The following is a 23715-nucleotide window of genomic DNA, read 5'->3' as shown; positions in this document are numbered from 1 at the left end:
ATGGATAGAAGTGTGGAATTCTCAAGTGAAGAGCAAATGCAGCGAGTTCTGGGAATCAACGACCGGAACCTGCCGTACCTTGAGGCTTTGCTTGGATGCGATATGTATGTAAAAGGCAATACCGTCTCTTGCTTGAGCAAGGATGATGCGGTTGTCAACCGATTTCAGCAATTGATTGAGCGATTGAAGCGTGTTTCCGAACAACAACACTATTTCAGTGAAGCCGAAATTTTCATGGAGTTCCAAAGTTTGAAGCATGCTTCTTTGACGATTGACGAGGCTTTGGCGCGGCAGGTGGATGAGAAGCCATTCATTTGTGTTCACAACAGGTTTGCATACCCGAAGAACCCTCGTCAGGAAGCATATATCAAGAGCATGGAAGAGAACCAGATAGTGTTCGGCATAGGTCCCGCCGGTACCGGCAAAACCTTCCTGGCTGTTGCGTATGCCCTGAGCCTGCTTCTTTCGGGGAAACGCCATAAGTTGATTCTTACACGACCCATTGTGGAGGCGGGAGAGAACCTGGGCTTCCTTCCCGGTGATTTGGCACAAAAGATCAATCCATATCTACGACCTTTGTACGATGCAATGGAATCGATGATCAGCGTGCAGAACATCCGCCGCCTTGAAGAGAACGGCAGCATAGAGATCGCACCGTTGGCGTATATGCGCGGTCGATCCCTGCAGAATGCGATAATCATTCTCGACGAGGCGCAAAACACCACCAAGGAGCAAATGCAGATGTTTTTAACCCGCCTTGGAGAAAATTCGAATGCAATCGTCACGGGAGATATCAGCCAGGTCGACCTGCCGCGCAACAAGGATAGCGGTCTGGTGCATGCCATGCACATTCTCAATGGCATTGAAGGGCTCGATTTTATTCTGTTTGATTCACGCGATGTTGTTCGTTCCCGGATTGTAAGCCGCATCATAGATGCCTATGCACAGGACGTGAACAAAGAGAAGCGGAGCAGCCTATGAAAAGCCAGAGTTTGCGATTGGGCGATAAACGAAAACCTAGTAAATTTGAGCGTCAGCTTTCCATAGCCTTCATCGTCGTTATTGTTGTCCTTGCCATGCTGGTTCCCCTTTTCAGCACCCAATCAGGTGAAAGTCTTCTGCAGAGCAGGGGCAGGATGTATCAAGTCGGAGAGCTTGCCGAGGATGATGTCTATGCATCGAAAAATTTCAACTATGTTGACGAGAAGCGTACGAAAGCCTTGATGGAGGAGAAACAGAAGTCTGTTCCTCCGCTGTTTTCATTCTCCCTGAAGGCCACCATGCTCAGCAGCCAACGCGTCGATTCATTTATTGCATTGGCAAGCAACCCACAAAATGGCACAGATGACGCATTGCAATTGATTGATACCGGCAATGTGATCAATCGAGTCCGCTCCATGTCCGAAGAAGATCGTTCTTTCTTCCTTCAGGCACTTGAAGAAACAACGGAAATGATTCTCAAGCAGGGCCTTTTTGCAGCAGCAGATGTCGCCGCACTCAAGGAGCAAGGATTTGATTCCTATGTACTTCAGAATACTGTTTCCATGCAGAAAGCGGCACAGTTGGAGAGCAAGCCACTTGCAACGGTCCTTACCAAGGAGACGCTTCAAACCAACTTGACAACCTGGCTTGATGGGTATCGGAAGGTTTACCCGATGTTCCAGCCGTATCTGCTTGTCGACGCCCTCACCTGGCTTTTGGAAGAAAATGTGGTGTATGAAGAGATTCAAACGCTCACCGAACGTCAGAAAGCCGCTGATTCTGTACAAAGCATTGAAGTGATGGTCGAACGAGGTGAGAAAATTATCACCAAGGATACCGTTATCACCGAGCAACAGTTGGCGTTGCTAAAAGCAATGGGAAATGAAGCCTTCCAGTACACCGTTCTTGAATTGATCGGCAGGGCCGTTTTCATTCTGCTTTCCACCAGTGTTTCAGTCTATGTTTTCATTCAATTCCTCTATGCTGAGAAACGGCTCTATCTGTATTTGAATCTCATGCTTGCATCGGTGGCATTCTCCTTGCTCGCCATGTATGCGGTATCCCGCCTCTTGCAAACACAATCGATCCTGTTTCTCGATTCATTTTTGCCAACCTTGTTTGCCCCCATGTTCACCGCCCACATCACCAGCAAGAAACGCCTTGGCTTGGTTGCCGCGTTCTTGCTCTCCTGTTATGCTTCGCTGATGCCCCAGGCATCCGCAATGACGTTTTTCTTCAGCCTGACAGCCGGTGGCATCTGCTTGTATTTCTTCAGATACACGTTCAAGCGTCTGGAAGACTTGTTCAACTGGTTCTATGCCACTGTCATCTGCAGCTTTGCTGCGCTTGCATTGAACTTGTTGGTGGGACTACCCTTGCAGTCGGTGCTTCCCCTCATCGGCGGCATGATTCTGAATATCACCATAAGCCTGGTGATGGTTGAAGCCTTGGTACCCTTGTGTGAACGAATATTCAATATTCCCACCACATATCGACTCAGTGAACTCGCCTTTTCGGACAGCCCGGTACTCGATCGTTTGGGCGCTGTTGCACAAGGCACTTACAACCATTCGCGGTATGTTTCCGAACTCGCTTACCAGGCTGCAAAGGCTATTGGTGCCAACGCCATGCTTGCCCGGGTCGGTGGTATGTATCACGATATCGGCAAATCCGACCATCCCGAGTATTTCATTGAAAACCAAGGTACTGAAAACAAGCACGATGACATCAAGCCCAGCTTGTCCGCCGCAATCATCAAAAGCCATGTGAAGCTCGGCCTTGAGAAGGGCAGGGAGGCTGGGCTGCCGCAGGAGGTGCTGGATATCATCGCCCAGCATCACGGCAACGATGTCATCCAATTCTTCTACAAAGAGGCAAAAGAACAAGCCCAGCTTGCTCAAATAGAGGTCAATGAGGATGATTACTCCTATACAGGAAGTCCTCCCACCTTCCCCGAATCGGCTATAGTCATGCTTGCAGACTGTGTGGAGGCTGCAAGCAGAACCATCAAGAAACCAAACCATTCAAAATATCAGAAATTGGTTCATGCCATCATCATGGGTAAGTTTGAACGGGACCAACTGAAGGACTCTCAGCTTTCTTTGACCGACCTTGACCATATTGAGGATGCTTTTGTTCAAACCTTGATCGGCAGGGACCATCACAGAATCGAGTATCCTGAAGAACAGGATCAGAAATCCAGGGGAGAGTGAAAAATTGGAAACGTATTATATTGATGTGAGCTATGAGAAAGAGGCGTATCAGCAGATTGCCGACCGGATGCTCGTCATCAAGCGATTGGAAGAAGTCCTTCTTTTGCTGGACGAGGGCAGCTGTGAATTCTCAGTCAGTTTTGTCAGCGACGAAGCTATGCAACAATTGAACAAGAAGTACCGGGACAAGGACGAGCCGACCGATATTCTTTCTTTCGTTCAGGAGGACGATGTGGAGGATTTCACCTGGCCGGAGGTTGTTTTTGAAGAATCAGGCTCGCTTCCTCAGGAAATTCATGTTCTGGGTGACATGGTTATTTCTCTCGATACCTTGAAAAGAAATGCACTATCCTTTAGTGTAGAACCAGATGAGGAGTTGCATCGTCTGCTGATTCACGGTCTTCTGCACTTGTTGGGCGAGGATCATGAAACAAACGACGCTGATGAGCCGATGTTGGTGAAACAGGAGCAGCTGCTGCAGCAAGTTAGGGGGAGCAAACGTTGAGCTTGCCATGGAGAGGTCTGTTTAGGAAAAAGTTGGAAGGCAAAGATCGTGAATTGCAGTCCAAGGTGGATTTGGAAGAACGACAGACCATGATCGAGGGTATTCGGGAACTGAAGGACAAGACGGTCAAGGAGATCATGGTTCCTCGTGTTGATGTCCAATTCATCAGCAGTGATATCACTTTGGATGAATTATACACAATCATCCAGGAGCAAGGATATTCCCGATATCCGGTCTATGAACAGACCATCGACAATATCGTCGGGGTGCTGTATGCCAAGGATATCCTCAGGCACGGCATATCCAACGTCTTCAATGCAAAAGCACTGATGCGCAAGCCCTATTTCATACCCGAGAGCAAGCATCTGGACGACCTGCTCAGGGAGTTCAAGTTACGGAAGGTACATATCGCCATCGCCATCGATGAGTACGGAGGCGTCAGCGGCATTGTCTGCATGGAAGACATCCTTGAGGTCATTGTCGGAGAAATCCAGGATGAGTTTGATGAGGATGAGGACGATGGTATCTGCAAACTTGATGACAATACCTTTGTCGTAGAAGCCCGTACTTCCATCGAGGAAGTCAACGAATCGGTCGGCTTGCATCTCTCCGAGGAGGATTTCGAGACGATCGGGGGGTATGTTTTCGAGCTGTTCGGAAGAATTCCCCTCAAGGATGAATCGGTCGAGGACGATGAAGCAATTTTTACCGTCGAGGATATCGACGGACACAAGATCAACCAATTGAAATTGGTTGTCAAATCATAAGTATATACGTTGACCCTGAGAGATGGAAAACAGTATATTAATATCGATACACAACAAGAATTCCCGGAGGAACACAAACAATGAAAATTGCAATTAATGGTTTCGGAAGAATCGGACGCAATGTTTTCAAGGTGGCTTTTGAAGACAAGAACATTGAGATTGTAGGCATCAATGACCTCACCGATCCAAAGACTCTTGCGCATCTTCTGAAATACGACTCCACTTACGGAGTATATGCCAAAAGCGTAGTCGCTACTGAAAACGCTATTGTAGTTGATGGAAAATCGATTCCTGTCTATGCCCTGCGCAACCCCTCGGAGCTGCCTTGGAAAGAGCTTGGAGTCGATGTAGCAATCGAGTCAACTGGTGTATTCACCCAGGCGGAAAGCCCGAAGGGTGGCTACAAGGATCACATCAAGGCCGGAGCCAAAAAGGTTATCCTCACTGTTCCCGCCAAGGACAAGATCGACCAGACCATTGTTTGCGGTGTAAATGACGACAAGATTGATTACAGCCTGCTTGCATATTCCAATGCTTCCTGCACCACAAACTGCTTGGCACCGCTTGCCAAGGTTCTGCAGGACAACTTCGGCATTGAACGTGGTTTGATGACCACTGTCCATGCCTACACCAACGACCAGGTCATGCTCGACCAGCCACATAAGGATCTCAGAAGGGCGAGAGCCGGCGCTGTCTCCATCATTCCAACCACCACCGGTGCTGCAAAGGCGGTCAGTGAAGTAATTCCTGAGCTGAAGGGCAAGCTCAATGGCATGGCCATGAGAGTACCCGTGCCCGCCGGTTCTGTTGTCGACTTGGTTGTGCTGCTTGAGAAGGATGCAACCGTCGAGGAAGTGAATGCAGCCGTCAAGAAGGCCGCCGAAGGTGCAATGAAGAATATTTTGCAGTATACCGAGGATCCGATTGTTTCCCACGACATCGTCGGCAACAACCACTCCTCCGTTTTCGATGCCTCTCTCACCATGAAGATGGGTGAGAAGATGTTCAAGGTTATCAGCTGGTATGACAACGAGATGGGATATTCCACCCGTGTTGTCGACCTTGCCAGGAAGCTGGTGAAATAACGTTTGTACACCATGTGGGTCAGGCCTGTTGCAGAGCAGGCCTGATTTGCTCAGTACGGCTGTAGAACCAAATTCATCCTACGTATCAAAAGAGGAAACCTATGATTCTTAATACCATTCGGGAGTGTGATTTTTCCAATAAGAAAGCTTTGGTCCGTGTTGATTTCAACGTACCGTTGAAGGATGGCGTGGTGACCGACGATACCCGTATCCAGGCAGCTCTTCCTACGATCAACTATCTGCTTGAGCATGGGGCGTCATTGGTGGTGATGAGCCATTTCGGAAGACCCAAGGGAAAGAAAAACCCTGAATTCTCCATGGCCCCGATTGCCAAGCGCTTTTCCGAGTTGCTCGGAAGGCCTGTGATTTTGGCCAAGGATGTTATTGGCAGTGAAGTTGCAGCCCAGGTTGCCGAATTAAAGAAAGGTGACGTATTGTTGCTTGAGAACGTACGTTTCTATGCTGAAGAAGAGGCGAATGATCCTGAATTTGCAAAGAGTCTGGCTGCTTTCGGTGATGTGTATGTCAACGATGCTTTTGGTACGGCCCACCGTGCACATGCTTCCACCGAGGGTGTTGCACACTATCTTCCTTCCTATGCCGGTTTCCTGATTGAGAAGGAAGTGAAGTTCATGGCTCCGCTTCTTGAGAATCCTGATAAGCCGTTTGTCGCCATCATCGGTGGTTCGAAGGTCTCCAGCAAGATCAGCGTGCTTGAGAGTCTGGTACGCACCTGTAATACCATCGTAATCGGCGGCGGCATGGCTTACACCTTCCTTGCCGTGCAGGGCCACAGCATCGGCAAGAGTCTGGTTGAGGAAGAATACAAGGAGACTGCCGCTTCCTTCTTGGCAAAAGCAAAACAGAGGGGTGTACAGGTAATCCTTCCGGTAGATCACCTCTGTGGTGCAGAGTTCAAGGAAGATACCGCCGTAGTCCAGGTTGATTCGGCAGATATTCCCGAGAATCTGATCGGTATGGATATCGGACCCAAGACGGTAAAGCTCATTGTTGAAGCCGTTAAAAAGGCGAAGAGTGTTGTCTGGAATGGTCCGATGGGTGTATTCGAGTTCGACTCGTTTGCCAATGGAACCCTTACCGTGGCGAAAGCTCTGGCTCAAAGCAGTGCAACAACGGTTGTAGGTGGCGGGGATTCCGTTGCCGCCATCAACAAGTTCAATCTTGCAGATAAGATCAGTCACGTCAGTACCGGCGGCGGCGCCTCCCTCGAGTTCCTCGAAGGACAAGTGCTTCCCGGCATCAAGGCATTGGAGAAAGTGAGATGAGAAAACCCTATATTGCAGGCAACTGGAAAATGAATATGACTCCCAGCGAAGGTGCAGCGTTCGCCAAGGAGTTGGTTGAAGCCTTGAAAGGCTCAACGGTGAAGGTGATGATTGCCCCGCCGTTTGTCACCATACCTAAAGTGGTCGAGGTTGTAAAAGGCTCATCGATCATTGTTGCAGCCCAGAATATGAGCGACAACCTCAGCGGTGCCTTTACCGGAGAGGTCAGCGCCCTGATGCTCAAGGATCTTGGCGTCAATACGGTGATTCTGGGTCATAGTGAAAGACGGGCCCTCTTTGGTGAGACCGACCAGTTCATCAACAGGAAGGTGCTGTTGGCTCTTTCCCAGGGTATGGACGTCGATTTGTGCATCGGTGAGACGCTTGCTGAACGGGAGAGTGGAAAACTTGAAGAAGTGTTGACCAGGCAGGTGACTGAAGGCCTCAAGGGGGTGAAAGCTGAGCAGATGAAGAGCATCACCTTGGCGTATGAACCGGTTTGGGCTATCGGCACAGGGAAGACTGCAACCCCCGAAGATGCTGACGCAGCACATGCTTTTATCCGTTCGCTTATTGCAAAACTCTATACAAAGGGTGTTGCAGAAGAGCTCATTATACAGTATGGTGGTTCAGTGAAGGCTTCGAATGTGAAAGCCTTGATGTCCAAGGAGCATATCGATGGTGCATTGGTTGGCGGAGCTTCGCTTTCCGTGGAGCAGTTCCTTCCGATTGTGAACTTCGATAAGTAAGTAACCGGAGTAGAGAAATGGGTGTTTTGAGCATTATTCTGTTGGTCTTATTCGTGATTGTCAGCTTGCTTTTGGTTTTTCTTGTCGCAGTTCAGGATGAACAGAGTGAAGGCTTGGGTGGCATTTTTGGTGGTGGAAGCAATACTGCCTTTGGTTCACATGCAAGCAGTGTTGTAACGAAGGCCACGGGAACGCTTGCCGTGCTCTTTTTGGTACTGGCTCTCGTAGTAGCCTTTGTCAACAAGACTCCGTCTCAAGACAAACTGCTCGACTCCGTAACCACTGAACAGGTACAGCAGACAACCGACTGGTGGAAAACCAGTGAAGCCGCAGCCGCTGGTGAAGTACCCAGTACCAACTAGGACGGTAGCTGCGTTCTAACTATCGACTACCGGCCGCGTAATAGCGGTCGGTAGCTGTTTCAAGGGAGGTATCATGCGAGTTTGTGTCCTCTATGCACCAGTGGCGAAAAACAATGAGAAGATGAAAGCGATAGCCAATGCGCTTAGCGAAGGTATATCAGGGCAAGGACACCTTGTGGATGTATTTGATATGACCCTTGAGGCTGGCAAAATCGTTTCCTTTTATGACTATTTGATCATCGGAACAGAAAGTCCGACTTTTTTTGGCGGAAAGATTCCTGCCTCTGTATCGGGTTTTCTAAAATCCGCCGGTTCCATTTCCGGCAAACGTTGCATGGCTTTTATTACCAAAGGTGGACTGCGGTCGACGAAGACACTGCAGGTCCTGATGAAGGCCATGGAAAAAGAAGGAATGTTCCTCAAGAAGAGTGAACTGATATCCAAGGTGGATTTTGCCAAGGCAGTTGGCAAACATCTGCAGATTTGATTGATTCTCTTCCCCTAAAAGAGTACCTTGAGACCTAGGAGTATCGTATATGAAACGTAGAGTAATTGTAATCGCACTCATGCTGTGTTTCGGTTTTCATCTGGCCGCTGCTACAATCGGGGCTCCGGCTGCAACCGTCAGGCTTACCAAGACTACACCGATCAGCATGGCTGAGCTCGAAGCAGAGGTTGCTGAGTATCAGCAAAGTGCAAAGGCGGCCGGACAAGATCCTGCCACAATCGATCCCCTGCAGGTTTTGAACCTTCTCATCAACAATGAACTCTTTCGACAAGGGGCGGCTCGTGACGGAGTCAAGATCACCGATGCCATGATCGATTCTGCATATGCCTCTCAAAAGGCAAATCTGGAAGCCTCGTACAACCAGAAAATCAGCGACGAACAGTTTGCCGAAGTCATCAAGAACAACTTTGGCTCCGTCGAAGCGTATCGCAAGATGTTGGGTGAACAGTTGATGGTGGATTCGTATGTCAGGCTTAAGAAAGCCGATGTACTCAATGCAGCAATTACCATCACCGATTCCGAGATCAACAGCTTCTATCGTAAAAACAGAACCCAGTTCGTCAGCCCGGAAACTGTCAAGCTCAGTCATATTTACATTCCCTTTGCCGCGGACCAGGCGACCAATAACAAGAACAAGGCCATGCTTGAAGAAGTGGCGGCAAACATCAAGGCAGGGAAGATGACATTCGAGAAAGCCGTCGTCGATTACTCCCAGGATGCCCAGAGCAAGAACAAGGCCGGTGATATCGGCTGGCTTACCATGGACAATACCGATGCTCTTGCAGGCCTCGGCGATGCCTTCTTCGATGTTGCCTTCAGCACCGAGGTTGGAACCACCAGTTCGGTTGTCACCTCCCTGACCGGATATCACATCCTCAAGGTTCTGGCTTACAACGAACCCAAGATTCTTGGACTCGACGACCCGATCAGTCCGAATACCACCAGCACCATCCGCGATTACATCAAGAGCGAGCTTACTGCTGCGAAGCAGCAGGAGACGTACTACAAGGCGATCAATTCACTGGTTGATGATTTGCGCAAGAGTGCCACGGTAAACATCCTGTACAAGAAGTAATATGAAAACCAGACATAAAGCACGTGAATTGGCCCTGCAAACGCTGTACGCCATGGATTTCAACAAGGAGCTCGACCTCAACCATATTCCCGCCGTCTTCAGCGGGAATACGGAGGAAGAGTATGAGCAACTTGAGGAAGAAGTGAAGCTGTACGGAATGTACCTTGTTCGTGGTACCTTGGAAAATCTTGCTGAGATAGACTCATTAATCAGCAAATACTCACTGAATAGACCTCTTGAGCGCATCGATCTTGTCGATCGCAATATTTTACGCATGAGTGTTTTCTGCCTTCGGTATGGAGATATTCATCCGCACATCATCATCGATGAGGCTGTAAAGCTCAGTCAGGATTTTTCCACTGAGGTGAATTACAAGTTCATCAATGGAATTCTCGATACCATGCAGAAACAACTATTTGTGGAGAAGGAGCATACCAGGCATGATACGTTTGAAGACTGAAGAACAAATCAAAAGGATTCGCGAATCGTGCCACCTGACCGCCCAATTGATGGAGAGGCTTGCAACTTTCATTGAACCGGGTATGTCGACCTGGAATATCGACCAATACTGTTATGATTTCATCACCCGTCACAAGGGTGTACCTGCGTTTCTCAACTATCAAGGATTTCCGGCAACCGCGTGCATCTCGGTCAATGAAGAGGTGATTCACGGCATCCCATCCAAGAGTACCATTATCAGGGAAGGGGATTTGGTTGATGTTGATCTGGGTATCAACCTGGGCGGACATTTTTCCGATATGGCCCGTACGTTCATCATCGGCAATACTAAGGATGAATACAGAAAACTTTGTGAAGTAACACAGCAATGCCTTGTGCTCGCCATTGAGGCGGCTTCTGTCAAAGGCGCCAGGATCCAGGATATCGGGAGTGCCGTATACAAGCACGCTACCAAGCATGGGTATGGGGTGGTACGGGACTACTGCGGCCATGGAGTCGGGCTTGATGTGCATGAGGAGCCTGAAATTCCCAACTATACCTCTTCCTACCTACCCAATCCACGGCTTCGTGAAGGAATGGTGTTGGCGATCGAACCGATGATCAACCTGGGCACCCATAAGATAAAGGTTCTTGCAAATGATTGGACGGTAGTCACTCTCGATGGGTTGCCATCTGCACATTTTGAGGATACTGTTGCGTGTACACACAATGGGCTTGAAATTTTGACAGTTGTTTGAGGACTGGGGAGAAGCTATGGTGATCAAGGAATTTATCAGCTGTGACATGATTCGAGACAGTGCATTGAAGCTTGCCCATAAGATGTACAAACAAGATCGCTTTGTGCCTGATATCATATATGCTTCACTTCGTGGTGGAGCCTATATGGCCAATGTGTTCAGTGAGTATTACAAGATGGTCAGGATCAGGGAACAGGGCAGGCCGGTATTTTATGCCGCCGTTGTCGCCCGTTCCTATGGCTTTCTCAGAAGTCAGACAAATGTCATGGTTGATGGTTGGACCTACTCGCCGGAGCATCTGCGTACCGGTGACAAGATTTTGCTGGTGGACGATATTTTCGATACCGGCAAGACGGTCAATGCTCTTGCACAGATCATCATGCAAAAAGGCATTCCCCGTGAGGATATCAAGATTGTGGTTTTCGACTACAAGGTTCCCTTGTACAAGAAAGAAGAGCCGCTTCCGATCCAGCCTGATTACTACTGCAGAAAACATGTCCTCAACAGCCCCGATGATGAACGCTGGATTCATTACAATTGCCATGAGTTCCTCGGCTTGAGCTCCCAGGAAGTGGATGAGCAGTTCAACGATCCTGAGGTCAGAGAGATCCTGCACGAAGTGAGAGGCGATCAGTAGAGAGGGAATAGATATTCCAGAAAGCGGATGAGAGCCTGTAGACGGGGTGCACTTTCTACAATTTTCATATACATCGATTCAGAAGGCTTATACCTGCTTTGTGACAAATCAAGCAGGTATTCTTTTTCCAAGCCAGCATCCTGCAAATACGGAGCAAGACGTATGATACTACCTATCAGCATGAATGAAAAACGAGGATGATTGGAGGGCATTCAGTCTCTTTCCGACCCTGACAACGTTGTTTGGTCATTTCTTCTCAAGTTGTATCGCTTGACACTTGCCGGTTTGCTTTGGTTTATTCTCAATACACTCCCCATGCTCTTCTTCATTGCGGTAGGGTTGGGTATTCTGATGCTGTTTACTGCTTTGCATCTCTTTGCGCTGATGAGTATAAACAGGCTCAATGAAAGATTTTCTTAAGTTGGCATTGTATCTTTCGATCAAGCATCCGGCTACCACCATCACGGTTTTGGTGGTGGTCATTCTGTGGTTTTTGAGCATCCATGCTCTTCCGGCATAAATAGTATTTTCAGCAGTCATAGCATGCATTCTCACTGCCATGTTTCTTAAATCTTTCTATAAACACATTGGGTTTTACATAATAAATGACTATGGAAAATAGAGTAAATGATTATATAAGATAAACAATGCTTAATATTGCTAAATAATATGTATCTAATCTGCATAGTTATTCAACAATATTTTTTATACTTTTTCACGAATTTACTTTGACATAGGGGTAAGTCCAACGTAAACTATCTTTTGGGATACCACCACACAAGGAGAATGTTCGATGAAGAAATTCGTACTTTTATCGGCAACCTTGCTTCTTGCAATGAGCATGATATATGCGGGCGGCGCTGCAGAGAGAACAGCCGCACCTCCGGCTCCTGTTGTTTCGTATGAAGTAACTGAACCGATCACCATTGAATGGTGGCATGCACAGGAGCAGCCGTATTGGCCGCTGGTGGACGAGGTTGTGGAAGGTTCCAACAACACCCATCCCCTGATCACGGTGGAAGCAAAACACCTTTGCAGGACTCGATACCATGAACAATCATGAGATCATGGCAGGTGCAGTTCTTGCAGTTCTTCCCGTAATTATCTTATTCTTCGTTTTCCAGAAATATATGCTGACCGGTTATGAAAAGACTGCTATGAAATAAATAAGGAAGGTTGCTATGAGAGTTTTCGCACATCGAGGATACAGCGGATTGTATCCTGAGAACACTATGTTGGCGTTTGATAAGGCACGGGAAGCTGGATGCAAGGCAATGGAACTTGATGTGCATCTCTCCAAGGACGGGCATTTGGTGATCATCCATGATGAGATGCTCGACCGTACCACCAATGCAAAAGGATTGGTGTGTTCTTATGCCCTTTCTGAATTGCAGACATTCAATGCCGGAACAGCAGAAGAGTTTCAACCGATTCCAAGCCTTGAGACCTACTGCAAATGGGCGAAAGAGCATGGTATTTTCACCAATATCGAGATCAAGACCAATCTAATCTACTATCCGCTCATCGAAGACAAGGTGTTGGCCATGATCAAAAAGTATGGTTTGGTTGAGCATAGTTTGATTAGTTCATTCAATCATGGGTCTGTTATCAGGATGCGTCAGTTAAGCCCGGAAATTCAATGCGCCTTCCTGGTCGGTGAAAGGGGCCTTGCAAATGTGGGCAGCTATGCCAAGAATTTCAAGGTTGAGTATTACCATCCCGATGGTGCTTTTTTGACCAAGGCGGCTGTGGATGAGTGCAAGGCTCAAGGGGTTGGTCTGAACGTATGGACCATTGATGACTTGGGATTATTACAGAAAATGATTACTTGGAATGTTGATGGTGTGTTTACCAACCACTGTGCCCCTGTTCTTACACTGGTTGGAGAATAAGCAGCGTTTCCTTTCTCTGGTTCTCATAGTATTCATTTCTCTCTCGTTGTTTGCTTCTCAGCATCTGAGCAGGGAGCCGGGTAAGCTATCCATCTTTTTTCTTGACTTGGAAGTGAGCCCTGAGGCCGTCGACAAGAGCGGTGATGCCACTGTCGGGAATGTCCTGCTCCTCGACAGCGGCCACCCTGAGAGTTCCCATCTTGTAATCGAAGCACTAAAGACCCTCAATGTTCAGGCAATCGACATCTTTGTTGCTTCACACCCGCATATCGACCATATCGGGGGGTTCCCGCAGGTGGCAGCAACTTTTCCGATCAAGCAGGTATATCGTTCGAATCTCGACTATGGGACCAACGTGAATCAGGCAGCCCGTATATAGTCCAGGAGCGTGCCCTTATCACCAAATATGGAGGACAGTTGCAAGCCGATGTAGCGAAGGTCAACCATCACGATGGCGATACCTCAAACAGCCTCAGATGGATTAAGAACTTGAACGCCAAGATTGTGGTCGCGATGCACGATCAGCTGGACAGCATGACTGTGTACACCAACTACAAGCGCTATGGCGCCGAGTATCATCTGACTCTCAACGATGGCTTGGTGAAGGTAGTGATGGATGACAAGAAGAACTACCAGGTCTTCGATACCAAAGACAGCTGGATGAATTAAGAGAGAAACACCCCAGGGAAAAGTCCTTGGGGTGTTGAGTTACCTATATTGTATTATATAGGGTGAAGTCTTGGTATTCCTCAGATTGGCTGGATCTACCGTTGTTACTGCTATCTTGGTTGGCTGCATCAACTTTAATTCCAATCTTAAATAGCCCATTTTCATTCGTTGCAATTAATAAGGTATCTATACCGGAGTTATTGCCTAAATACAGTGTGCTTACAATTTCGGCAGAGAATAAGTATTCTCCATATCCACTACGAATAGAATTAGTTGATGTTACGTTTGCTAGGGTGGAACCTTTAGGAAAACTATACACAAAAAGTGCATCATTTTTACTAGATGACTTTGTAATGATGTGAGTATTTGTTGTTCCTTCTGTCATATACATAAACCCATGAACATCATATGTTTTTGCTGCATCATACATCTCGACGAAAGCCCCGGTGGCTGTTCCTCCGTATAGTTTTCCAAGTGTTGTTATGATATATACGTTAGAAGATGTATCGATGGAGAAACCAGCTAAACGCTTATCGCTAAAAGTAGAAGGTAATTCTTGTTTAGTGGTGCCATCATAGAAAATATGCCTGTAAATTTTTTTTGTGGCATTATCCACAAACGAAATTATTACTGGAGAAGTAGTATTGAGTAGGGACTGCTCAAAACCCGATTCTTGAATAACTGATACAAGACTGTAGCCTTCCATTTCCGGGAAAGTGATTTTTGAGGTTACTGTTCCCGATCCATACTGTCCTAATGCATACAGTGTTTTGGTTACATCAGCTGCTGAGGTTCCATGCAACATAACCAATCCATTGGGATATAAGTTAACGATGCTAACTGTTTCACTAGGATTGAAGGCCCCATCTGTTGGAGTGATTACAGTAACAGAATTTGGACTTCCAACATCAAAAATATTGATACTAACAGAATCTTCATTTGTTAGATATGCGATGTCATTTGAAGCAGTATCGTAATATGTCGATTGAATGATCTTATCCTTAATACTGGCTTTAAGAGAATCATTGGGACTTTTGAAAATTCCTTTAGTAGTAGAGTAATACAGAACAGTTTTCGTAGCATCAAGCCCTAACAGCTGTTTATACTGTATCCCCACAGGCGTAGTGGATTCACTGATCTGCCTGAAAAGACCAGCAGAAGCATCAGCATTACAGCCGGTAATTACCAGAATTGCTATCAGAAGAGAGAATAGTATGAAATTTCTATGTTTCGTCTGCATGGTTGCTGCTCCTATTGTCTATACGTGATAGAGAGGGTGAGGGGGATGAACCCGGCAAGGGCGTTATCCTGCTTCAGCGCATCATCATAGTTGAACTCGGGAATCAACCAAAGCCCGGTGGTCAAGCCAAAGCCCCAATTGTCTCCCGGGTACCAAGTCAATCCCACCTGCACATTGCCGAACAAGGTCATCAATGAGGCATCGTTGTACTTGATATACGCCCCTCCCAGGCCGAAGGAAATCGGAAGGTCCCACTGGCCTTGGACAGGGAAGAATGAGTACTTTGCATAGAAGGGAACTGCAGTGAAGAGCATATTGGATGCGGAGAAGTTGAAGTCATAGCCTATCTCGCCCCCGATTGCAGAAGTAGGGGAATTAAAAACCTGGTAGCTGATCGCTCCATAACCGCCAACCTTTGCACCGGTATTGTTTTCGCCGAAACCCACACGAAAATCCTTGTCTTCAAAAAAATAGGTGAAGGTTGGAAAGGTTGTTCCCAGCGTAAAGGAGAACATTTGGTTTCCCTTGTCATAGTAGGGAACAGCAAAAGCCATAGTGGCGATGATACACATCAATAAGCCAAGCAGCAAGAATCTTTTCATTCGGTACCTCAATGTACGTAGAGAACAACTGGTATGTTTGTTCCGTTACAATAAGCGTTGGTATGACTATACCCGATACAAAGGAATATGCATACCTGTTTGACAGTATAGTAAGTGTCATTACGAAAGGCAAATCCCGCTTGAAGGTTTGTTGCCAAAAACAATTGTTTTAGGGTACTGTACTCTTTGAACGTGAGGAGAAAGCGATGCAGATACTAACAGGAAAAGAAGTAGCAGAAAAAGTATATGAATCACTGCAATCTGATTGCAACGTATTTGTGGAGAAGTATGGTTTTCCTCCCACGTTGGCCGTTATTCTGGTCGGAAGCGATCCCGCAAGCCAAAGTTATGTGCAAGGCAAGAAACAAGCCTGCCTTTCGCTTGGATTCGGACACCGTGACTATCATCTTCCTTCCGATACAAGCCAGGAAGCGTTGCTAGAACTGATCCATACCCTCAATGAAGATTCTTCCGTTCATGGAATCCTGGTGCAAATGCCGCTGCCTGCCCATCTGGATGCCGACCTGGTGATCCAAACCATACGGGTGGAAAAGGATGTCGATGGGTTTCATCCACAAAATGTCGGCAATCTCTTGATAGGAAAGCCCGGCTTTGTCAGCTGCACTCCCCTTGGAGTACTGCAAATACTCGATTACTATAGCATCTCATGCTCCTCCAAGCATGTGGTCATCCTTGGCAGAAGCAATATCGTCGGAAAGCCCATGGCAAGCCTGCTGATGCAAAAAGGCCGGGATGCAACAGTAACAATCTGTCACTCGAAAACAGAAAAGCTTCAACAGATTACAAAGCAAGCCGATATTCTGATTGCAGCAATTGGAAGGCCTCTCTATGTGACCGAAGCCATGGTCAAAGAGGGTTGTGTAGTGATCGATGTCGGTATCAATCGTATAGAAGACGCCAGTCGAAAACGTGGCTATAGACTGGTGGGGGATGTGGATTTTGAACATGTCGCTCCCCATTGCAAGGCCATCACTCCGGTTCCCGGTGGGGTCGGGGTTATGACCATAGCCATGCTTATGAAAAACACTATGCAGGCTGCTTTGCAGCTTGCACAGAAGGAAACGCAATGATTCATACCTATTGGCTGGAGACCTATGGTTGCCAGATGAACGTAGCTGAGAGCAATGCCCTGGAGCTGCAGCTCAAAGGTGCAGGGCTGGTCCCTGCCTCACATGCAGAGGACGCCGACTGCGCCATACTCAATACCTGCACCGTGCGCAAAAGCGCTGACAACCGTATTTGGGGAAGGCTGGGATACTTCGCATACATAAAAAGCAAGAAACCTTTGACCTTGATCGTAACAGGTTGTATGGCCGAAAGACTGCAAGAGGACCTGAAGGGCGATGCCCCGCAAGTCGACTATGTAATCGGTACCAACGACAAACAGAGGATTGTGAACATTTTAACTTCGATGGACGGCAAAATGGATGAACACTCTGAGTCCTATACCTTTGGGAATTCATATTATCAGGAGGGTGAGTTCAGTTCATACATCCCGATCATGAACGGATGCAACAACTTTTGCGCCTACTGCATCGTCCCGTATGTACGCGGCCGTGAAGTATCGCGTCCGGTAGAGGACATTCTGAAGGAACTTGCATTCCTTGATTCCAAGGGAGTCAAGGAAGTGACACTGCTTGGCCAGAATGTCAACAGTTACCACTATGTGCAAGAAGACGGGAGTGTGATCAACTTCCCCAAGCTGTTGAAAAAAATATGCAGCGAACAGAACTCAATCAAATGGATCCGCTTCGAAAGTCCGCACCCCAAGGACTTCTCAAAGGAACTTATTGAAGTGATCAAGGAGGAGAAGCAGATAGCCAGGCACCTGCATCTGCCACTGCAAAGCGGCTCAAGCCGCATTCTCTCCTTAATGAACCGCAAATACTCCCGCACCCAGTTCCTCACACTTATCGACGACCTGCGACTTGCCGTTCCAACCATCACGTTCTCGACCGATGTCATGGTAGGGTTTCCCTCTGAAACAGAAGAAGAATACCAAGAGACGCTTTCTGTTCTCTCACATATGAAGTGTCTCGAAGCGTTCATGTACTATTACAACCCACGAGAAGGTACGAAAGCTGTTCAGATGCAGGAACAAATTGACGAGGATGAGAAGGGAAGGCGGCTCCAGGCACTTATTGAATTTCAGCATGCAATCTTTGCCGAGGAGAAGCAGAAGCGGGTCGGCTCCCTCGTAGAGGTATTGGTAACACAAGTCTCGAAGCATGACCAGAAGAGCATGCTTGGGAAAACCGAGCACAACGAGATGGTTGCCTTCCCCTCAACAGCGAAAAAAGGAGAAATTGTTCACGTCAAGCTCACAGCACTCAGTGGGAATACCTATACTGGTGTACAATGTTCTTAAAAAAATAGAAGGAGTGTAGGTGTGGTAGAGAAAGAAGCTGTATTTTCCAAGAAATTTGAAATCCTCAAGGCCCTTATCAAAAACTCCCGGTCTACAGTGGTGCTCACCGGGGCCGGGATTTCCACCCTCTCAGGTATTCCTGACTTTCGCAGTTCCAGTGGGGTGTATGCAAACAATTGGAAGACCTACCAAGTGGAAGAAATCCTGAGCATATCCTTTTTCAAGAACAACCCGGAAATATTCTATGAATGGGCAAAAGAGTATTGGTACAAGCTTGATACGTATCAACCCAATACAGTCCATACGGCTTTGGCCACGCTCGAGCAGAAGGGTTATCTGGAAGGCCTATTCACCCAAAACATTGATATGTTGCATAAAAAGGCAGGAAGCAAGAAGTGTTACGAGGTGCATGGAAGCGCTGAGCATCACCACTGTACGAACTGTAACGCTTATTACCCGTATCAGCATGTTGCTCCCCTGGTCTTGGAAGGACAGGTGCCCCGTTGTACTGAATGCGGTGGGGTGATAAAGCCCGACATCGTCTTCTATGGAGAGAATCTTGATGGGTTCACCCTCTCAAGAGCGTATGAGATGTTCAATCATGCACAACTATGCTTGGTGTTGGGTTCCTCGTTGGTAGTGCAACCCGCAGCTTCATTTCCAGCCTACACAGTACATCGAGGTGCTCCCCTGGTTATTGTGAATGCCCAGAAAACCAGTTTTGACTCATCTGCAACACTGCGTTTTACCGACCTGCAACAATTCTCTTCAGCACTGGCTGACTTTCTCACTACCTTGGAGAGTCGAAAGCCTCTGGTTTGACTTTCTTTCATGCAGATTTGGCCGTACAATAGCACGCATGAAGGTACTGGTGGCAGACGATGAAGAACGGGTATGTGCACTCATTTGCGCCCTTATTGATTGGGAAGGGCTCGGCCTCAGCTTGGTGGGTACGGCCTTTGATGGTATCAGTGCACTTGAAGCAATTAAAGAGAAACGCCCAGACTTGGTAATTACCGACATCCGCATGCCGGGCTTGGATGGTCTGCAGTTGATTCAAAGCGCCAAAGAAGTGGATGACCATATCCAGTTCATCATCATAAGCGGGCATCGTCAATTTGATTATGCACAAAGCGCAATCAAGTTCGGTGTTGCAGAGTACCTGCTTAAGCCTATCAAGCAGATCGAACTGAATCAAACACTGCTTCGCATGAAAGAGACTTTTGTGCGATTGCAGGAACAACAAGCACAATCAAAGGCAATACAAAACCAAGTACAACAAGATCGGAACCATCTAAAGAAAACCAGCTTTGCATCGTTTCTCGTTTCACAAGATACACAAATTCTCCTCCCTTGGTACGAGCAGGGGGCAAGCCTGCAGATTGGAATGGTCGGTATCCAAGGGAGTGCAAGAACCCAGGTAAGCCTTGTGATCGCCAAGAAAATCGAGCAGGTGTTCTCCGACTCAGTACAAGGGCCGACAGTTTGCTGCCTCCATGGCGATGTCTACCTGCTCTGGATGCATCCCGGGCATGGTGAAAGCCCCGCAGCAGCCGGTAATCAAATATTGGTCGACTTACTCAAGACACAAACACAGATTTTTGGAGAGTTGCGTTGCACACTGGCGTTAGGTATTGAAGTCCGGCAGCTTGCAGATCTTGTCATGTCCTACCGGTCTGCAAAGCAAGTGCTTGCCAACAGGCTTGTCAACGGACATGGAAATTTGTATCAAGCAAAAGCTGTTGAGGAGGAAAACAGTGCACCGTATGTCAGAAGAATCGATGAGGCATTCAAGCAGTGCTGTGCACAAAACAGCGATGAAATTGGATCGGTGTGCCATGCATTGCTTGAGGAAATCGACAGGGCGAAAGAGCCGATGCACACTGTTCTGAATGCTTTCAAGCTAAGCATCGAACATGCTGCAGAATTTATCAAGATGCATGCACAACTGGAAATTAAAACTGAAGAGCATGTGGCGGAGGTAGACCAAGCTCCAACCTATGAGGATTTGAAAAAGCAATTCTGCACTTCCATGCAACAACTTTTCACGCTCTACCGTCAAAGCAGGGAATCTTCAATTGCGAAACCCATCCGTATAGCCCAGGAGTATTTGGCTCAGCACTATCAAGATGAATTATTGAGTTTGGAGGGAGTCAGCGAAATCGTACATCTCAACAGTTCGTATTTCAGTGCTCTCTTCAAGAAGAGCGTCGGACAAGGTTTTGCAGAGTATGTGCTCGACCTCCGTATCAAAAAGGCAAAAGAGCTGCTCTCTGAAACAAATCTCGGTATTGCCCAAATCGCCCTGCAGGTGGGGTATCACGACCCGAAACATTTTACGAAGATTTTCAAGAAGACTTGTCAAATCAAGCCAATCGAGTATAGGAAATTGTATGGCTAGGCGAACGTATTATCTTGAAACGAGAGTAGTGCTCCTTGTTTTAAGCCTCACCATTCTCATCATACTCACGCTGATGTTGGCCCTGCTGTATCGTCAAGACCGTATTACATCCCCTCTTTTCCTGCTTCTCATAGTATCGGCAACACTCATAGTAGGATTCGTTTCATATTACACGCTCTATCTTCCCTATGGAAGAACCAAGCATATTATGCAATTATTTGCCTCTGGTTATACCTTCCATGCCATTGTCGACGATAAGATTCCGTTGAACAAAGAGATGGTCGACCTCAATAAAACGTTGGAAACCTTGCTCAACACCGATCAAATCATGAATGCCAGCAAACGCCAAGCTCAGTTTTTGGCATTGCAGAACCAAATCAATCCGCATTTTCTCTACAACACATTGGAGGGTATCCGCAGTGAAGCCCTGCTTGCAGGGTTGGACTCGGTGGCAACCATGACAGAAGCCTTGTCCACCTTCTTCCGCTATACCATAAGCAATGTTGAAAATTTGGTTTCTCTGCAACAAGAACTGGAAAACACAAAAAATTATTTCTTTATCCAACAATTTAGATTTGGGAACCGAATCAAGCTTCATATCAGCTTCGAGGGAGAGCAGGAACATGAAGTATTGCAGTACAGGATACCGAAACTGACGCTTCAACCCATTGTTGAAAACTGTATCGTGCACGGTCTTGAGTGCAAAGTAGGAGTAGGCAACTTGTATATTCGCGTCGAAACATCGGAAAGCCGGCTTTTTATCACAGTTCGTGATGATGGGGTTGGAATGCAGGAAGATGTGTTGCAACAAATGCAGAAAAAACTGAGCACCCGAAGTTTTGACTATGTAAAACGTGACGAGCACCAAGGTGGAATTGCTTTGGTGAATGTGAACAACCGAATCAAGCTTCTGTTTGGTGAGCAGTACGGCCTGACGGTTACCAGCTGTGTAGGGGTGGGTACCGATGTGGCAATCTCCCTTCCAAGAAGCAAGGGAGAGGAGCCCCCGGCATGAGAGAGGAGGTTTTCCGTCTTGAACAAGTATCGATTCCTCCTGTTCTGCACGATATTCATCTCCATCTCTATCGAGGAGAAATAGTAGCACTCATAGGTCTGAATGCACTTGGAATAGATGAGCTATTGGGAATTTTTCAAAAAAACGCAGCCCTCCACTATGGGCATGTCTACTGCAGGAATGTTTTGGTAAATGATTATCTGGGGAGCAACCACAGTCAGAATCCAGTAACCATCATTGAACGAAACTCCATGCTCATCGAGACCATGAGCGTTGAAGACAACCTCTTCATCCTCCGCAAACGTAGCAGGCAGCACCTGATTCACAGCAAATTGCTTGGAAGCCAGATGCAGGCACTGCTTCAACCTCTTTCTCTATCCATTGAACCAAAAACCTTGGTAAAGGATATTTCATCCTTTGAGAAGTTGGTGATCCAATTTCTCAAAGCAAGTCTTGCACACAGCGCTCTTGTCATCCTTCGTGACATCTCCACGTTTGTAAGTGAAGTAGATCTGGCAAGACTCAAGCCGATCCTCACCTACCTGAGCCAGGAGAAGGGGATGACATTCCTCTATGTCTGCAACCATCACCAGGAAGCCTTTCATTTTGCATCAAGATGTTATCTCATGCGTGAAGGGCGAATCATCAAACATCTGTATGCAGACCAAATGACCGATGCAATCATTAATTGCTACGCCAATGAGTTTACCGAATCTGTTGAACTATCCGACCGTCAACAACAGTATGGACTGCAAAGCAAAACGGATGCCCTGCTCAAGCTGGACCATCTGGTATATGGAAATATCGATGATTTGAATCTCGTTGTGCACAAACAAGAGACGGTTGTCCTGCTCGATAGTGAAAATCTTGTCATCCATCAGTTGTTCGACTTGTTGGGAAAAAGCAACCAAGCATATGAGGGAGCTATTGAATACAGGAATAAGCCTTTTCGTCCATCTTCACGCAGTATTGCACTGGTCCCTCCCAAACCGGATATGAGCTTGATTTTTCCTCAACTCTCGGTTCTGGATAACCTGCTTTTCACCTCCGACCACAAAATTTCGAACTTGTGGTTCACTATTCACCGTAGAAGTGCGCTTGCCGGGGAACTTGAACAAAAATTTGGACCGCATCTGGCAAAGAAGGTTCCTTCGGATTTCGACCAAGCCTATCGGCTTCGCTTGGTCTATCACCGGCTGTTATTGCAAAAACCCGAATTCATCTGTGTTGTCCAACCCTTTGCCTCAGTGGATATGTATCAGAGAATGGAGCTCATCTCGTATTTTGATTTGTTCAAGCAACGAGGAAGCTCAATTTTGATATTGGCGGTATCACTTTCAGACTGCCTGCAAATAGCCGACCGTCTCGTCATTCTTAAGGAGGGAAGGGTACACCACCAACTCTTCCGTAATGAATTTTCCCAATACCATGGGATTGCCGGTTCAATACCGATGCAATCCAAAGAATAGCCACCTGATTCCAAAGAAAGCATCCCTATCCTCCCCGATGAAGCCATGCAAGACTATCAACAAGGAGTCTGAGAACAATGGATAGCCCGTATGTCGTCGAAATGGAACACATCACAAAAACATTTCCTGGTGTAAAAGCCCTCGACGATGTTCGATTTCGACTAAAAGCCGGCGAGGTAATGGCTTTGCTTGGTGAAAATGGGGCAGGAAAATCTACATTGGTCAAAATTTTGAGTGGAGTGTATACCCGAGACAGTGGTTCCATCACCTTGTTCGGCAATGACATTCATTCAGACCTCAAGCCGAAACAAGCACAGCAATTGGGAGTGTCCATCATCCATCAAGAATTGAACATGTGTTCGCACCTTACTGTTGCGCAGAATATTTTTCTCGGACATGAGGCTTGTAAAGCCAGGCTGCTGGACAATCGCTTGATGAGAAAGCAAGCTGCTGAAGTCCTTCAGTCACTTCATATCGATATTGATCCTGACACTGTTGTCGGCGATCTTGCAGTATCCAAACAACAAATGGTGGAAATTGCCAAGGCTTTGCATGCCAATGCAAAAGTCTTGATCATGGATGAACCTACCAGTGCTCTGACCAGCGTGGAAATAAACCAACTCTTCGCCCTGATCAGGGAGCTTAAGGCAAAAGGCTGCGGAATCATCTATATC

Annotated in this window: 27 protein-coding genes; 24 read left to right on the top strand and 3 right to left on the bottom strand. The window is 47.1% G+C overall.

Features of this window, described 5'->3' with window-relative positions:
• The 13 genes from B3K89_RS12885 (at position 1) to B3K89_RS12825 (ending at position 11364) form a co-directional block, all read left to right on the top strand.
• A complete protein-coding gene (locus tag B3K89_RS12885) occupies positions 1 to 981 on the top strand; it encodes a PhoH family protein (protein WP_345907516.1) in 981 nt (326 codons plus the stop codon).
• The gene (locus B3K89_RS12880; protein WP_345907515.1) at positions 978 to 3194 is read left to right on the top strand and encodes an HDIG domain-containing metalloprotein; all 2217 of its coding nucleotides are present in this window, start codon (positions 978 to 980) and stop codon (positions 3192 to 3194) included. The genes B3K89_RS12885 and B3K89_RS12880 overlap by 4 nt, the downstream gene beginning before the upstream one ends.
• A 25-nt stretch (positions 3195 to 3219) precedes the next feature.
• Positions 3220 to 3699 (top strand): rRNA maturation RNase YbeY, encoded by a 480-nt coding sequence (gene ybeY / locus B3K89_RS12875; protein ID WP_345907514.1) that lies wholly within the window; start codon positions 3220 to 3222, stop codon positions 3697 to 3699.
• Between the two features lie 32 nt (positions 3700 to 3731).
• Positions 3732 to 4466 carry a hemolysin family protein gene (locus tag B3K89_RS12870; protein ID WP_345907513.1) on the top strand — a complete coding sequence of 245 codons (735 nt, stop codon included), beginning with the start codon at positions 3732 to 3734 and terminating at the stop codon, positions 4464 to 4466.
• Positions 4467 to 4546: 80 nt separating this feature from the next.
• Positions 4547 to 5551, top strand: coding sequence for a type I glyceraldehyde-3-phosphate dehydrogenase (gene gap, locus B3K89_RS12865; RefSeq protein WP_293896398.1), 1005 nt, complete (start codon positions 4547 to 4549; stop codon positions 5549 to 5551).
• A 101-nt stretch (positions 5552 to 5652) separates the two neighbouring features.
• The gene (locus tag B3K89_RS12860; protein ID WP_293896395.1) at positions 5653 to 6837 is read left to right on the top strand and encodes a phosphoglycerate kinase; all 1185 of its coding nucleotides are present in this window, start codon (positions 5653 to 5655) and stop codon (positions 6835 to 6837) included.
• Complete coding sequence (tpiA, locus tag B3K89_RS12855) at positions 6834 to 7586, top strand: triose-phosphate isomerase (RefSeq protein WP_293896392.1); 753 nt, start codon at positions 6834 to 6836, stop codon at positions 7584 to 7586. Before B3K89_RS12860 ends, tpiA begins: the two co-directional genes overlap by 4 nt.
• A gap of 17 nt (positions 7587 to 7603) precedes the next feature.
• Positions 7604 to 7948: a preprotein translocase subunit SecG gene (gene secG / locus B3K89_RS12850; protein ID WP_293896389.1), complete on the top strand. Its 345-nt coding sequence runs from the start codon at positions 7604 to 7606 to the stop codon at positions 7946 to 7948.
• A gap of 121 nt (positions 7949 to 8069) precedes the next feature.
• Complete coding sequence (locus B3K89_RS12845; RefSeq protein ID WP_293896386.1) at positions 8070 to 8435, top strand: flavodoxin family protein; 366 nt, start codon at positions 8070 to 8072, stop codon at positions 8433 to 8435.
• A 49-nt stretch (positions 8436 to 8484) separates the two neighbouring features.
• Positions 8485 to 9531, top strand: coding sequence for a peptidylprolyl isomerase (locus B3K89_RS12840; protein ID WP_345907512.1), 1047 nt, complete (start codon positions 8485 to 8487; stop codon positions 9529 to 9531).
• Between the two features lies 1 nt (position 9532).
• A complete protein-coding gene (nusB, locus tag B3K89_RS12835; protein ID WP_345907511.1) occupies positions 9533 to 9991 on the top strand; it encodes a transcription antitermination factor NusB in 459 nt (152 codons plus the stop codon).
• A complete protein-coding gene (gene map / locus B3K89_RS12830) occupies positions 9972 to 10727 on the top strand; it encodes a type I methionyl aminopeptidase (protein ID WP_293896377.1) in 756 nt (251 codons plus the stop codon). Before nusB ends, map begins: the two co-directional genes overlap by 20 nt.
• 16 nt (positions 10728 to 10743) lie before the next feature.
• The gene (locus B3K89_RS12825) at positions 10744 to 11364 is read left to right on the top strand and encodes a phosphoribosyltransferase (protein WP_293896374.1); all 621 of its coding nucleotides are present in this window, start codon (positions 10744 to 10746) and stop codon (positions 11362 to 11364) included.
• Between the two features lie 246 nt (positions 11365 to 11610).
• Here B3K89_RS12825 and B3K89_RS12820 read toward each other — a convergent pair whose 3' ends face one another.
• The gene (locus B3K89_RS12820; protein WP_293896371.1) at positions 11611 to 11925 is read right to left on the bottom strand and encodes a hypothetical protein; all 315 of its coding nucleotides are present in this window, start codon (positions 11923 to 11925) and stop codon (positions 11611 to 11613) included.
• A 232-nt stretch (positions 11926 to 12157) separates the two neighbouring features.
• On the opposite strand from B3K89_RS12820, the gene B3K89_RS12815 reads away from it, so the two are divergent.
• From B3K89_RS12815 to B3K89_RS12800, 4 genes are all read left to right on the top strand, one after another.
• Positions 12158 to 12427 (top strand): hypothetical protein, encoded by a 270-nt coding sequence (locus tag B3K89_RS12815; RefSeq protein ID WP_345907510.1) that lies wholly within the window; start codon positions 12158 to 12160, stop codon positions 12425 to 12427.
• 118 nt (positions 12428 to 12545) lie between these two features.
• The gene (locus B3K89_RS12810) at positions 12546 to 13256 is read left to right on the top strand and encodes a glycerophosphodiester phosphodiesterase (protein WP_293896365.1); all 711 of its coding nucleotides are present in this window, start codon (positions 12546 to 12548) and stop codon (positions 13254 to 13256) included.
• Positions 13225 to 13635 (top strand): MBL fold metallo-hydrolase, encoded by a 411-nt coding sequence (locus tag B3K89_RS12805; protein ID WP_345907509.1) that lies wholly within the window; start codon positions 13225 to 13227, stop codon positions 13633 to 13635. The genes B3K89_RS12810 and B3K89_RS12805 overlap by 32 nt, the downstream gene beginning before the upstream one ends.
• 38 nt (positions 13636 to 13673) lie before the next feature.
• Positions 13674 to 13925, top strand: a complete 252-nt coding sequence (locus B3K89_RS12800) for a hypothetical protein (protein ID WP_345907508.1) — start codon at positions 13674 to 13676, stop codon at positions 13923 to 13925.
• Between the two features lie 43 nt (positions 13926 to 13968).
• Here B3K89_RS12800 and B3K89_RS12795 read toward each other — a convergent pair whose 3' ends face one another.
• Positions 13969 to 15165 (bottom strand): hypothetical protein, encoded by a 1197-nt coding sequence (locus B3K89_RS12795; RefSeq protein ID WP_345907507.1) that lies wholly within the window; start codon positions 15163 to 15165, stop codon positions 13969 to 13971.
• An 11-nt stretch (positions 15166 to 15176) separates the two neighbouring features.
• Positions 15177 to 15767, bottom strand: a complete 591-nt coding sequence (locus B3K89_RS12790) for a TP0733 family outer membrane beta-barrel protein (protein WP_293911276.1) — start codon at positions 15765 to 15767, stop codon at positions 15177 to 15179.
• A 206-nt stretch (positions 15768 to 15973) separates the two neighbouring features.
• Between B3K89_RS12790 and folD the strand changes: the two genes are divergently transcribed.
• The 7 genes from folD to B3K89_RS12755 form a co-directional block, all read left to right on the top strand.
• A complete protein-coding gene (gene folD, locus B3K89_RS12785; RefSeq protein ID WP_345907506.1) occupies positions 15974 to 16858 on the top strand; it encodes a bifunctional methylenetetrahydrofolate dehydrogenase/methenyltetrahydrofolate cyclohydrolase FolD in 885 nt (294 codons plus the stop codon).
• Entirely contained in the window at positions 16855 to 18156 is a 1302-nt protein-coding gene (gene miaB / locus B3K89_RS12780) for a tRNA (N6-isopentenyl adenosine(37)-C2)-methylthiotransferase MiaB (protein ID WP_298504409.1), read from the top strand. The genes folD and miaB overlap by 4 nt, the downstream gene beginning before the upstream one ends.
• Before the next feature lie 21 nt (positions 18157 to 18177).
• On the top strand, positions 18178 to 18978 hold the full coding sequence (locus B3K89_RS12775; RefSeq protein ID WP_345907505.1) for an NAD-dependent protein deacylase: 801 nt from the start codon (positions 18178 to 18180) through the stop codon (positions 18976 to 18978).
• Between the two features lie 37 nt (positions 18979 to 19015).
• Positions 19016 to 20557, top strand: coding sequence for a response regulator transcription factor (locus B3K89_RS12770; protein WP_345907504.1), 1542 nt, complete (start codon positions 19016 to 19018; stop codon positions 20555 to 20557).
• On the top strand, positions 20550 to 21572 hold the full coding sequence (locus B3K89_RS12765; RefSeq protein ID WP_298502505.1) for a sensor histidine kinase: 1023 nt from the start codon (positions 20550 to 20552) through the stop codon (positions 21570 to 21572). The genes B3K89_RS12770 and B3K89_RS12765 overlap by 8 nt, the downstream gene beginning before the upstream one ends.
• Entirely contained in the window at positions 21569 to 23041 is a 1473-nt protein-coding gene (locus B3K89_RS12760; RefSeq protein ID WP_345907503.1) for an ATP-binding cassette domain-containing protein, read from the top strand. Before B3K89_RS12765 ends, B3K89_RS12760 begins: the two co-directional genes overlap by 4 nt.
• 77 nt (positions 23042 to 23118) lie before the next feature.
• Positions 23119 to 23715, top strand: a 597-nt coding sequence (locus B3K89_RS12755) for an ATP-binding cassette domain-containing protein (RefSeq protein ID WP_345907502.1), incomplete at its 3' end; no start/stop codon positions are given.

Origin of the sequence: Sphaerochaeta sp. UBA5849 (assembly GCA_002432715.1) — a bacterium.
In the GTDB taxonomy this organism is placed as follows: domain Bacteria; phylum Spirochaetota; class Spirochaetia; order Sphaerochaetales; family Sphaerochaetaceae; genus Sphaerochaeta.
This window is presented reverse-complemented; position numbering and strand designations above follow the sequence as displayed.